This is a genomic window from Halobacillus sp. AWH4_228 (assembly GCF_056158365.1).
On record NZ_JBSWTE010000001.1, the window covers coordinates 2,918,699 to 2,930,906 of the forward strand.

A 12,208-nucleotide genomic window follows, 5' to 3' on the forward strand; every position below is an offset into this window, starting at 1 on the left:
TGCTCTCTGCCATACTAAGCTTGAACGTGAAAGCGTTCAGGCTTTTTTATGACAGGAGGGTCTTGTCATGGAGCAGCGTAAGCAGGACAGCCGCAAAGACAACAGCCGGGTGGAAGTGCAGACATTTGACGAAAGCATCATGGAGCCGAAAAGGCTGACAGATGCAGATCGTAAACAAATGGAAAGCGACCGGCATACAGTAGGAGGGTTTTAACCATGGAGAAAAACCTTTTTGAAAATGCGCGCGATGCAGTCAACCGTTTTACCCAGCGTGGCGGAAGACATGATGCTACGAGCCAGCAGGATATGGAGGCGGCCAGACAAGCGATCCAATCTGCCTATAGCCAATGTTCACAACAGGAGAAACAACAGCTACAGCAGTTGGAGCAGCAGATGGAAGCCCATCATAACAACCTGCAGTAAATTTTTTATTCAGACCGGATTGATTTCCGTCTGTAAGGGGTATAACAGAAGTGCCCCCCTAATGATTTTCATAAAAAAGAAAAACACCCGTCCTGCGGGTGTTTTTCTCAGCTTGTAAAGAAACCTCTGTTTCTTTACAAGCTTTTTTCTTTCTTACCGCCAGGAGCGAAAGCCCCTTGGGAGTTCTATAACATCGAACAAGACTCTCCTTCACCCCGCTCACCTTTGCTGGATGGAGGAGGGTCTTGTTTATATTCCGGCAGGCAGCCGTATCAGCGGCTGTTCCTTCCCTTTTTCTTTTCCACGTAAGCGGCCATAGTGCAGCCCGTGCCGTTCGCTTGAATCTGCGAACCTGCGTAAGGCACAATCTCTCTCCTCTATATTCTAACGTCAGCACGAGAAGCGTTCGGTGGTGACGCCTGCGGGAACAGCACGGGCCTAAGCTCCACTTGGTCCAATGGTTTTCTTGACCAAGTCAGCGGAGTCCGTGCCCTCGGCAGGCATCCACCGATAAGAGGAACGTGTCCCCCCAACACGACGTGCGGAGAACTCTGACTGGATAACACAGGCTTTTTCTTCGGACTGCCGGATTGAATTCCGGCAGTCCTTTTCATTGGGTTCCAAAAACTTCTGCGCTTTTCCTGAAACCCCTCTCCCCCACCTGTATACAATAGCTGTAAGGAGGCGGAGAGAAATGGAACAGGATCAGACTTTCGGTTTATGGGTGACCGCTGCAGGGACAATCGCCTCGGCTGTGAGCATAACCATTGATAATGACGACCTCGATCTCATCGGGAATGTTCTGCAAGCATCCGGAAACGGGCTTGCTGCCAATGAAGACGGAACCTTTACACTCCGTACAGCCGGAAGCTTGATCCAGGCCTCGGGAAATACAGCCATCGTTTACAGCCTGCTCGCGGATCTGCCGGAAAACGAGGCGTTGTCCCTGGTCACCCAAGGAAATCTTCTACAGGCGCTCGGGGGAACCATCGCCTTTTCCGAAACTTTGAAAGGCCCCTCCAGTCGTTTTTCCGTCTATACTTTGAACGGCCAGCTGATGGAAGTCATCGGAAATTCCATGCAGGCCGTCGGGTCAGGAAAAGAACGGCGCGGGGAGGAAGACCCGTCCCTCAACCTGATCGGCAGCTGGATCCAGGCCGGGGGAGCCGTTTTGTCCGCCCTGGCCGCTGAGGCAGCCCGCATTCACGAAAAAAAGACGGGGAAGACCCCGCCTTTTACGTAAAACGATCATAGGATTTTTTCAAGGTCACGGCATAAAGGACATGACCGAACAGCCAGAAGAGAACGGCGGATCCATCTGTTACCGGTGGCGTTTCCTTAAGTGCAAGGATGGTGAGCGGGACATACGTCAAGGCGGCAGGCGCTGTCAAAAGAGCCGCTGCCCGCCAATGGTTCCGGGACGTACTTTGGACCCGGTACATAAACAGCCACGCATACACCAGACCGATGATCCAGGATATGATCATATGAAAAAACCACTCCATAAGAACCGGCCAGTCAATACTTCCGAACCACGGAATAAAGTCTACGTTCATCAACAGCGTATACACTTTATCCCCCGTAATCTTCTCGACGAACCACATGTACAGGCCAAGGACAATGCCAGATGTCGTTCCGATAAACAGTCCCCATCGAATCATAGGCTTCCTCCAGGTTTAATAGGCTTCCTGCTTCCTAAGTTCCCTCAGAAGATTTTCTAAAACCTGTCGAAGCTCCCGGTAATCCCCTTCAAGCATACGGAAATACATCGCTCTCATGAAATGCTTGCTGTTGTTGATAATGATGTCTTCCTTAGGGTCCTGCCACCCGTCTCTTATATAAAGGAGGGTCTCCAGCCATTCCATCCGCTCCACATGGTCAATTTTACGGAACATCATCAATACAGCGGTGACCATTCTTTCTTCTTCATCAAAAAGGTAAGGCTGGTCGATGAGAAACTGCTCCCGGATGACGGGAAGCATATGGAGAATCTCCTCACGGGTCATTTCCTCACAGGCGGCTGCACTGTAAATGGCATCCGCTGCATGAGCCATGGCGTGAGCCCATCCCTTCCCTTCCACATAACCTCTGTGATCTTTTTCCTGCTGCATGTATTTCTTCAAATGCTCCCACACCCGGTGGACCTCCTCTTCCTTCAGGAAAGGAGCTTCCCTGTGCTTCTGCATAATGGGCGGAATCAGCAAAACGGAAAAGCTCCGCTTGAATACAGCATCTTCCTCCTGCTTGGACGTACCGATTCTGTAAAACAAATAATTTTTATTTAAGACGGACTGAAGTATATTTTTCAACTGGTCATTCGAATAATGACCACGCTCAATAAACGTTGTAAAAACGGAGTGGATCAGGTTATCTCTCAACTCAGGATGTACCGTTCCGATTTTCTGAAGCATCATCGTCGTCAATTCCTGCAGGTTCTGCCCCTCTGGAAGAGCATAATCGTTCTCTTTAATCGGCTGCAGAACTTCAATTAGTTTCGTTTCCATCTCCCACACCTCCTCAAACATTGCTCTCATTGTACCACAGATATTCCCATCCCACGCCTGATAACGTTTAGGAGTTTTGATTACAGGATTTTTTTGATAGAATAGGAGCAGATGGAACAGAGGAGGATAATCATATGGCTATACAAGTACAGGAAACACCCAATCCGAATGCACGCAAGTTCACGACGGAATCCATGATCTTTCAGGGGGACGGCAGTGTGTCCGTTATGCCCGGGCAGACGAGTGAACACAAAATCATGAACGATCTAATGGAGCTGGACGGTGTCGATAACGTATTCGGCTTCCAAAACTTCATCACTGTGAACAAGCTTCCACAGGGAGACTGGGATGAGCTGACACCGAAAGTGAAAAGCACACTGGAAGAATACGGGTATTAAAAAACAGCCCTGCCGTTCTAAACGGCAGGGCTGTTTTTTTATTCGGTCGTCTGTACCTGTTCAAGAGGAATATAGTTCAGATGAATCGGACGCCCGTCGTCTGAACTTTCCTCAAATAAAATCAGAGTGACCATGCCGTAATCCGGCATATCCTCCTTCGGGATGGAAATATTGATCTCAAAAGGAGACCAGGAAGGAGCTCCCTCTTTGACTTTTACTGGTGTTGGGGATACCTGTACGTTATGACCGTCTTCCACACTGTAAAGGAAAGATCCTTCAGAAACGCGGGCTTCCCCTTTTACGACATACGATCCGTTATCTCCTGACACCGTCACTTTACGGAAAGCTTCCCCTTTGCCGTATTCCGCCTCTTTCAATCCGGTCTCATCCGTCTTTGCTTCCTCTTCGGTTACAGCATCCTTCCCTTCAAGGGTGAATGACTGGGTCACTTCAAAAGGATTGGCATCCAGCGGCTGATCGTTGATCGTATCCACAAGGAACGTCATCGTTGCCTCGTAGTCTCCCGGCTCAATATCAGCCGGCCACGTTTCAGAAGCCTCCAGAAGGCCTCCTGCTTCGACTTCCTCGGTCGTTAAGCCCTGCGCAAACATCTGATCCGCGGAGTAGGTATACACCACTTCTCCTTCTTTGTCTTTCACCTGGATTTCATACTTCTGACTTGAGGTGAAGCCCAGAATGACCGGGTCCTCCCCCGTATTCTTCAAGGAAAACTGAAACGAAACTTCTCCGGAATCCACAACTACTTCCGCATCCATCACCATTTGTTCGATCAGGCCCTCCATATCAATTTCCGTCTGCTGATCCTCGGTCATCTCCTCGGATGCCGCTTCTTCGCTCTCCTCACCTTCCGCCTGTTTGACTTCCGATTGGTTCGAGCATCCTGCGGCAAATAAGAGCGTTATTCCGAAGATACCGGCTAGCACGTTTTTCATGACCCCCACTCCTCTTTATGCTATTTAATGTATTCGTCGTTTCAGAGGTGGAAAAGTTACATCATTGATCGTCTTTTCGGAAAAACCCGAAGATACCTGTCGTCTGAACGATGTTGGTAAAGGCTTTGGGATCCACATCCTGAATGATGTGCTGCAGGTCATAAAGCTCATAACGCGTAATGACCATGACGAGCATGTTTTTATCCTGCTGGGTAAACGCCCCGCGGGCAGGAAGTGTCGTAATCCCACGGACCATGTGACCGTGGATGGCTTTTTCAAGATCGGCTGCCCTGGATGTAATGATCATCGCTGTCAGCTTCTCATGACGTGTATGGATCGCATCAATCACCCTTGTTGTAACATACAGCGTAAGGAGTGTATAAAGGGCGTTCTCCGGTTCGTAAAGCACTCCGGCAATCACGATGATGGCACTGTTAATGATCAAGAAATAAATGCCGATCGGGCGGTCTTTCATTCTCGACAGAATCATCGCGATAATATCGAGACCTCCCGTGGAAGCCCCCCATTTCAAGGTGATTCCTACACCTGTACCACCAATCACGCCCCCGAACACCGCATTCAGGATGATGTCTTCGGAGAGCTGCATCACAGGGATGACCTCAAGAAAGAACGTCGTAAAAGCAACAGAAATGGCACTATAAACCGTAAATCCTCTTCCTACTTTCATCCATCCTAAAATGGCTACAGGGATATTAAGTATGAATAAGAGCAGCCCGGTACTGACCGGAATGCCGGCGAAATCATTCAAGATACTCGTTAACAGCTGGGCGACACCTGTAAAACCGCTCGCATAAACGTTGGCTTCAATTAAGAACAAGTTCAGTGAAATCGCGTTCAAAACCGCACCGAACAAAACAATCAGAATCCTTTTTATTTCTACTGTAAACACCGAAAAACCTCCTAACCTCTATCATCTATTCATTTTTATCACCCGATGTAGGTAAAATCAAGTTAAACTTGAGGAAAATACCCTGATTTTGTCGAACGATGGTTCACTTTTTATTTTGACTATCCACAGGATTGTGCCTACACTTAACATACAAACTCTATGACAGTAGGTGACGCAGATGAACGTGCAGATTATTTGTGACTCGGCCAGTGACTTGAGCCGGGACACTGTTGAAAAGTATGGGATTATCTCCCTCCCTTTAAAAGTGATTATGAAAGACGAGGAATATGTGGATGGGGAGACGATTACCCCGAAGGATGTATACGACCGTATGCGCCAGGGGGATGCACCGAAAACGGCGCAAGTCTCTGCGCAGACATTCAGAGAAACGTTTAAGGATCTTGCCGACAAGAACCAGCCTTTCATTTATTTCTCCTTCTCCTCCGAACTTTCCGGCACGTACCAGACGGCAAAAATGGTCGAGCAGGAAATCAAGGAGGACTATCCGGATGCCGTTTTTGAAGTGGTGGACACAAAGGCGGCCTCCCTCGGATGCGGTCTCATCGTTATGAGAGCCGCAGAAATCGCCCGTGAGGGAGCAGACCTTGAAACCGTTCTGGAAACAGGAACCTATCATGCAGAGCATATGGAGCACATCTTTACAGTCGATGACCTTGAATACCTTCAGCGCGGGGGCCGGGTGAGCCGGACAGCAGCTTTCGTCGGAGGACTGCTGAAAATCAAACCGCTTCTGCATATGGAGGGTGGAAAGCTGATCCCCCTTGAAAAAATTCGCGGATCCAAGAAAGTCATGAAGCGGATGCTTGAAGTCATGGAAGAGCGGGGGCATGATTTGAAAAACCAGCGTGTGGCCATCAGCCACGGAGACGATTTCGAAAGAGCCGGACAGCTGGCTGAAATGATCAAGGACCAGTTTGGAACATCCGATATTCACATCGATTATGTCGGTGCAACCATCGGCGCCCACTCAGGCCCGGGCACGATCGCTTTATTCTTCTTAAACGACACATATCAATAACTATTCCCTGAACGATGTAACCCTACTCCCTCTTTGCGCGTCTCATTTATAAAGACAGCCGGGGAGGCAGATGGGATTTACAGTTCCCTCCCCCTGTCCCACGCGATCGGGGGTTTTTCTTATAAAAAAAGCTCTGTTAAAGTCTGTTGTTGATATTTTAAACGATTACTAAATCGTCTCCGTCTGGAACCAGGGGTCCGGTCCGTTGTTTACTCAGAGCATGGGATGGCAGGGAAAACCGTCCGCTTTCCGCGGGGAACGATGAGCCTCCTCGGACTTCGGTTATGTCCTTTCTAACTCCCCTTCTTTGAAGAGGCGGCCTTGGGAATGGCGGGACTCCTGTGGGATGAAGGTACATCGTGAGACCCCGGAAGGCGCTGCCTGAGGAGGCTCACGGTACCCCACACGTTTTTTCTTTTTTCATTACTTCTCTTCCTTTTTACTGGCTGTCAAACAGACAGGGAAGGCTCAGAATCATACGAAAATGAAGATACAGCGGTGGAACAGGATCAGACGACCGAGCCTTCCCATTCCGGACTTCAAGCCGACAGGGAAAACGGCAAAGCTGAGGAAGAGAGCAGTATCGGAGAGTTGATGTTGTATGAAGCTGTCCTCACTCTTGAAACCGATGATTTTAACTCTTACCAAACAAACATGAACAAAAGCATGAAGCAGTATGATGCGTACATGGTCGAAACATCCATTCAAAAAACAGCCAGCGGCGGGCGTGAAGGACACATCACTCTGCGAGTACCGCAGCCGTCGTTCACTCCTCTTCTTGACGCCCTTGAGGCCGCGGCAGACGACGTGAAGTCGAGAAACATCAGCAGCCGTGATGGCACCAGACAGTATGTCGATCTGGAAGCCAGATTAAAGGCGAAGGAAGAAATTGAAGCCCGTCTCCTTGGATTTCTAGAAAAGGCCGGAGCCACTGAGGATTTGGTGCGTATCTCACAGGATCTGGAGCGGGTTCAGGGAGACATCGAGTCCTTGAAAGGTGAAATGAACTTCCTGGAAAACCAAAGCGAACATTCAACAATCACTTTGATGATCAAGGAAACAAACCTCTCTGTACCTGAAAGTGCGTCACTCCATACAGGAGAACGTATCAAACAGGCGTTTTTCCGTTCCTTGAACGGACTGCTCCTGGGCAGCGGTAGGACGCATTGGGTACGCTCCCTTTGTCGTTCCACTTCTGGTGGTCGGCGCATGGTTGATTCTCAGATATCGCAGACATTCCAGAAAAAACAAATAAAAAAAGCGTTCCAGCAAGCTGGAGCGCTTTTCATTCCCAGGCTGTCGAAAAAGTTGTCGACAGCCTTTTTTGTGGACTCGTTTCCCCATATGGTTTGAGCCCGTACCCGAGGCAGTCCCCGTCGATAAGTGGATCCACCAGAAGGTCTATACTTTTTCAGACGAACGGCTTTTTCGGCTCAAGATGATAACCGCCACGGTAAACAGAAGCAGAACGCCCCCGACAAAGCCGATGAACAGCCAGTTATAGCCGCTGTTCTCTTCAATGATGAACACATCCGCCGTTTCCCTGTCCATAGCCAGGCGGTACGTCCCATCCGACTGTTCCCGTACCACTCCGTCCTGGAGAAGGCCGCGCAGCTGGAGGCCGCTGTCCAGGTGATCCAGCTCTGCTGTTTTCGTTTCTGCCGCATTGTTGATGGCAACAATCAGCGACTCTTCTTCGTCCCTGCGCTCGAAAACGATCAGCCCGTTGTCGTTATATAACTCTTCATATCCTCCCCGGGTCATCGCCGGGTATTGGTCCCGCATCGACGTTAATTTTTCAATCCGCTGCTTTAACTCTTCATTTCCGGCTTTCACATTGATCATCGGTACCGTTTCAGGGTCCCCTCCATCATCCAGCGGCGTTTCCGATCCGTAATACACAACAGGAACGCCTGGTGTTGTAAAAAGATAGGTAAGGCCGAGACGCCAGCGGGTAATGGGGTTCTGCCCGTTTTCAACCGCCTCATGTGTAAAGCGTCCGGTAAAAGGGCCGTCGAGCTGCTGGACACCGGTTGCCGACGATGCGATGCCTGCTACAGCACCCGGAGCTTCGAAGACGTTCCTGATCTGCTCAGGAAGATCCCCTGCCTGTTCCAGGCTGGTTGTATAAAGAACAGAATCCTTCTCCTCCATCATCTCTACACCCGTTTGTGATATAACGTGGAAGCCGTCTACTCCCGCTTCTTCCTCCCAGAACTCCATCGTTTCCTCCATGTAAGCAGCGGCTGCTTCCTTTTCCATGTTCAGCTGCGGAAGATCGTCAAGCCATGACAGAGGCGCATCTGTCACACCTTCCTTCAACCAGCTGCTTTTCGTATCGTCTTCGAGCCACGGATGTTCAGCAGCTGTGAACAAAGGAAGATCAAGCACCACTTTCAGGTCACGATCATGAGCTTCCTGGACGAACGCTCTCATTTCCTTCATCGTCCCGAGCTGTTCCTCGACAGCCTGGAAGTCTGTGACCCAGAAGCCATGAAATCCTCCAGGAGCATTGGCCATCACCGGGGACAGCTGGATCGTCGTAAAACCAAGTTCCTCTATGTAATCCAATTGGCTGGTCAGACCTGCAAGATCCCCGCCTTGATAAGCCTGCGGGTCTTCAACGTCCACTTGTTCATCGTTGCTGCGGTCGCTGTTGAAAAAGCGGTCCACCGCGATATAATACACACTCTCGTCCTGCCACCTGCGCTCTTCTCCTTCGACAGCTGTGGAAACCATGCTGTTTAAAAGGAAAAAAGAAAGAAGCAGAAGGATCCCTGCTGCCTTTTTCATATTCCGTCCTCCCTCGACCTGAAAAACACTCCTCTCTAAGGGTACCGCTTTCATAACTGCACCGTCAATCCTGTGTTTACGGAGAGAAGAATTGAAAATCCAGCGGCAGACCAAAAACCTGTGCGGTGTTTTTCAACACCGCACAGGTTTGGCTGCTCATCCCTAGAGCTGGACACGATATGTTCTGAACCAGTGATCGATCTGACAGAGGTGAGCAATCAGCTGCGGACCCGTCATCAGCTGACCGAACCACGGCGTATCCATCGACTTCCCTTCGCTTTCTTTCAGCTTTCTTACTTGATCACGATCAAACAATTGAAACAACGGAGCACGCTCATCGGTCAGAATATCATCCATCCACCGGCAGACAGCCCGGGTATAGTCAGGGTGGAAGGTTTTCGGATACGGATTCTTCTTCCGGAACAGCACCCGGTCAGGAAGGATGCCTCGCAGCGCCTGGCGGAGGAGTCCTTTTTCCTGATCGTTATGAAACTTCATGCTCCACGGCACATTCCACACATACTCCACCAGTCTGTGATCGCTGAAAGGAACGCGGACCTCAAGACTGGCTCCCATGCTCATCCGGTCTTTCCGCTCCAGCAGCGTCTGCATAAACCAGTTCATATTCAAATACGACATCTGTCTGTGCTTCTGCGCATCTTCACTTTCGCCATCAAGCAGCGGTGTCTCGGCGATGGTTTCGTTATAACGCTTCAGCATATACCATTCAACATCAATGTCGCCTTTTAAATCATCCCGGACCAGCCGGTTTCTTTCATCCAAGGACCGGATCCAAGGGAAACCCTTCCGCTCTTTATCTTCTTTCCTGTAAAACCACGGGTAGCCTCCGAAGATTTCATCGGCGCATTCCCCCGACAATGCGACCGTCACATGTTTTTTTATTTCTTCACAAAACCAGAGAAGAGACGAGTCCACATCCGCCATACCTGGAAGATCGCGCAGCTCTACGGCCTGTTTCAACCGGTCCATCAAATCATCCGTAGCGGCTTCCATCACCGTATGGTCTGTCTGATGCTGCTGACTGACCAGCTGAATAAAAGCTTCATCCCGATCCGGCTGGAAGGCATTTTTCTTAAAAAAGCGGGCCTGGTCCTTATAATCAATGGAAAATGTCTGCAGCGTCCCCCTTTGATTCTGCTTATACATGTCGGCGGCCACTGCTGTGATGGCACTGGAATCCACACCGCCCGACAAAAAGGTGCCGAGCTTCACATCTGAAACGAGCTGCCGTGTGGAAGCATCCATAAAAAGCTCCCGGACTTTTTCCACCGTCTCATCAAATGTATGTTCATGCGGGGCACTCTTCACATTCCAGTACCGTTTCACGGCAAGCTTTCCTTTTTCAAAAAGAGCCCAGTGCCCCGGGCGGATTTCCTGAATGTCCTTGAACACGCCCTGCCCCGGGGTACGGGAAGGTCCGAGCGATAAAAGTTCATGCACACCGGATCGGTCAAGGACAGGGTCCACTTCAGGATGAGCAAGAATGGCTTTCATTTCTGAAGCATAAAGCAGTCGATCCCCTTGATGACTGTAAAAGAGCGGCTTCACACCGAGACGGTCTCTGGCAAGAAACAACCGCTTCCGTTTCGTTTCCCATACGCTGAAAGCAAAAATGCCATTCAAATGGTCGACACAGTCTGGTCCCCACTCTATATAGCTGATGAGCAGCACTTCTGTGTCTGAATGGGAAGCGAAGCTCCATCCTTTCGATTTTAAGACCGCGCGGATGTCTTCTGTATTATAAAGTTCTCCGTTATAGCATAGAACAAACTGTTCATCCCTGGCGGTCCGGACCATCGGCTGCCTGCCTCCATCAGGATCGACAACAATCAAGCGTTGATGACCGAAGGCGGCAGATTCGTGTATCCATGTTTGATAATCATCCGGACCGCGGTGTCTGAGTGTATCCGCCATACGGTCCAGTATAGAAGCTTTCCCCTCTGTCCGGGAATCACTGTCCACCCAACCGACAATTCCACACATCCTGCTTCACCATCCTTTTTCTAACAGAAGTCTTTCGATAAAACATCCATGATGACTCACTATATGAAGGATCACAGACTTCTATGAAAAAGGCTGTGGTAAACTTCAGGGTTGATTCCACCTGAAAAATAACCCTCCTCTCACTGGCTTGTAAATAAAGATTATGAATGATTTCATGTCTCCCCGTTTTTTTGATTGTATCTAAACTGTTTAATGGAAAACTTAATTATGTAGTAAACAGACCCTATAATCAGCACTAAACATGCTGAAAAACTTAAAGTCATCAAAAATCCCCCCACAGCAGTATGGAAGACATTATTTAGAATGAAGGTCACAGCCGCAAAAACAATCGTTAAAATCAAAAAAGTTTTTTTATTCATCTAATCCCTCCTTATTTTTCAAAAACACGAAAGCCATTTAAATCCTGACCCTTGATTGGTATGGCTTTATAAATCGCCCGAAGTCTGTACCCCATACATTTTGGGATGAAAGTTTTTGAGCAATCCATTTGTCTGTCACTAAGAAATGTTCGCAGCCTTTATTTCAACATTGACTTTTAACATAGCCAAAGAAAAAGGAATAAACCTGTTGACACCGGGAATGATAATCATTATCATTGTATATGTAAACAACATCCGTTATCCCCCAAGTAGCGGACATAAGAAACAGAATTGAAGCCCCCTTCTACCTATAAAAAACGCTGCATGCGATTCGCGCATGCAGCGTCATTTTTATGCAGGTAAAATGCCCGCGCCAAGAAATCCGAAGCCGAGTACAAGAGCAATGACCGCAGCAACGAGCAGCTGTCCCCACCAGATCGCAGCCGGTTTCTTTTTCTTATATTTCACGCAGACCATTTCCATTGCGGCGATTGCCCAGAGCCCTACGAGTACTTTTATGATAATCATAGCTCCGTACACGGAGTAGCTGGCAAACAATGAACCGCCGGAGTACAAGATCAACAGATAGAAGACCCGCAGAATCATATGCGAAATCTTCGCTGCTTTTTCTCTTCCTCCCCGTGCAAAAGTCGTCACAAGGGCGACAAGCACAAAAGCGATTACCCAGGAAGTAATATGTAAGTGCGCCATAATGGTTTCTCCTCCTTTTCTATCCATCTACCGCTATGATACCACGACTGGCTTCCACTTTCCTATTCAAAACTAAGACGGATAATTTTTTCA

14 protein-coding genes are annotated in these 12,208 nt (G+C 49.0%); 6 read left to right on the top strand and 8 right to left on the bottom strand.

Translation table 11 applies throughout. The features are described 5' to 3' along the window. Nucleotides 1-67: 67 nt before the first annotated feature. From ACXADP_RS15130 to ACXADP_RS15140, 3 genes are all read left to right on the top strand, one after another. The gene (locus ACXADP_RS15130; protein ID WP_474909133.1) at nt 68-214 is read left to right on the top strand and encodes a hypothetical protein; all 147 of its coding nucleotides are present in this window, start codon (nt 68-70) and stop codon (nt 212-214) included. A gap of 2 nt (nt 215-216) precedes the next feature. Beyond that, a complete protein-coding gene (locus ACXADP_RS15135; RefSeq protein ID WP_027953513.1) occupies nt 217-423 on the top strand; it encodes a DUF3813 family protein in 207 nt (68 codons plus the stop codon). A 694-nt stretch (nt 424-1,117) separates the two neighbouring features. Then, nucleotides 1,118-1,666, top strand: a complete 549-nt coding sequence (locus ACXADP_RS15140; protein WP_474971851.1) for a DUF6944 family repetitive protein — start codon at nt 1,118-1,120, stop codon at nt 1,664-1,666. On the opposite strand, the gene ACXADP_RS15145 is transcribed toward ACXADP_RS15140, so the two are convergent. Together ACXADP_RS15145 and ACXADP_RS15150 are read right to left on the bottom strand one after the other, a co-directional pair. Continuing rightward, on the bottom strand, nt 1,659-2,084 hold the full coding sequence (locus tag ACXADP_RS15145; protein WP_474967846.1) for a hypothetical protein: 426 nt from the start codon (nt 2,082-2,084) through the stop codon (nt 1,659-1,661). The two genes, ACXADP_RS15140 and ACXADP_RS15145, sit on opposite strands and share 8 nt — an antisense overlap. Nucleotides 2,085-2,099: 15 nt before the next feature. Next, the gene (locus tag ACXADP_RS15150) at nt 2,100-2,927 is read right to left on the bottom strand and encodes a DUF2785 domain-containing protein (protein ID WP_474967845.1); all 828 of its coding nucleotides are present in this window, start codon (nt 2,925-2,927) and stop codon (nt 2,100-2,102) included. 134 nt (nt 2,928-3,061) lie between these two features. Here ACXADP_RS15150 and ACXADP_RS15155 point away from each other — a divergent pair, with 134 nt between their 5' ends. Next, nucleotides 3,062-3,325 carry a NifU N-terminal domain-containing protein gene (locus ACXADP_RS15155; protein WP_027953509.1) on the top strand — a complete coding sequence of 88 codons (264 nt, stop codon included), beginning with the start codon at nt 3,062-3,064 and terminating at the stop codon, nt 3,323-3,325. A gap of 38 nt (nt 3,326-3,363) precedes the next feature. Here the strand turns inward: ACXADP_RS15155 and ACXADP_RS15160 are convergent, their stop codons facing one another. Both ACXADP_RS15160 and ACXADP_RS15165 read right to left on the bottom strand, forming a co-directional pair. Further along, on the bottom strand, nt 3,364-4,278 hold the full coding sequence (locus ACXADP_RS15160; protein ID WP_474971852.1) for a BsuPI-related putative proteinase inhibitor: 915 nt from the start codon (nt 4,276-4,278) through the stop codon (nt 3,364-3,366). Between the two features lie 61 nt (nt 4,279-4,339). Next, nucleotides 4,340-5,188: a YitT family protein gene (locus ACXADP_RS15165; RefSeq protein WP_160834895.1), complete on the bottom strand. Its 849-nt coding sequence runs from the start codon at nt 5,186-5,188 to the stop codon at nt 4,340-4,342. Between the two features lie 178 nt (nt 5,189-5,366). Between ACXADP_RS15165 and ACXADP_RS15170 the strand changes: the two genes are divergently transcribed. Both ACXADP_RS15170 and ACXADP_RS15175 read left to right on the top strand, forming a co-directional pair. Further along, nucleotides 5,367-6,227 carry a DegV family protein gene (locus tag ACXADP_RS15170; RefSeq protein WP_474971853.1) on the top strand — a complete coding sequence of 287 codons (861 nt, stop codon included), beginning with the start codon at nt 5,367-5,369 and terminating at the stop codon, nt 6,225-6,227. A 498-nt stretch (nt 6,228-6,725) separates the two neighbouring features. Further along, a complete protein-coding gene (locus tag ACXADP_RS15175) occupies nt 6,726-7,580 on the top strand; it encodes a DUF4349 domain-containing protein (RefSeq protein WP_474971854.1) in 855 nt (284 codons plus the stop codon). A 48-nt stretch (nt 7,581-7,628) separates the two neighbouring features. Here the strand turns inward: ACXADP_RS15175 and ACXADP_RS15180 are convergent, their stop codons facing one another. The 4 genes from ACXADP_RS15180 to ACXADP_RS15195 all read right to left on the bottom strand — a co-directional run bounded on the left by ACXADP_RS15180 (nt 7,629) and on the right by ACXADP_RS15195 (nt 12,115). Further along, complete coding sequence (locus tag ACXADP_RS15180) at nt 7,629-9,020, bottom strand: alpha-amylase family glycosyl hydrolase (protein ID WP_474971855.1); 1,392 nt, start codon at nt 9,018-9,020, stop codon at nt 7,629-7,631. A 162-nt stretch (nt 9,021-9,182) separates the two neighbouring features. Further along, nucleotides 9,183-11,024: an asparagine synthase (glutamine-hydrolyzing) gene (asnB, locus tag ACXADP_RS15185; protein ID WP_474967839.1), complete on the bottom strand. Its 1,842-nt coding sequence runs from the start codon at nt 11,022-11,024 to the stop codon at nt 9,183-9,185. Nucleotides 11,025-11,197: 173 nt separating this feature from the next. Next, nucleotides 11,198-11,404 carry a hypothetical protein gene (locus ACXADP_RS15190; RefSeq protein WP_474971856.1) on the bottom strand — a complete coding sequence of 69 codons (207 nt, stop codon included), beginning with the start codon at nt 11,402-11,404 and terminating at the stop codon, nt 11,198-11,200. A 351-nt stretch (nt 11,405-11,755) separates the two neighbouring features. Beyond that, entirely contained in the window at nt 11,756-12,115 is a 360-nt protein-coding gene (locus tag ACXADP_RS15195; RefSeq protein ID WP_027956494.1) for a YisL family protein, read from the bottom strand. Nucleotides 12,116-12,208: the final 93 nt, after the last annotated feature.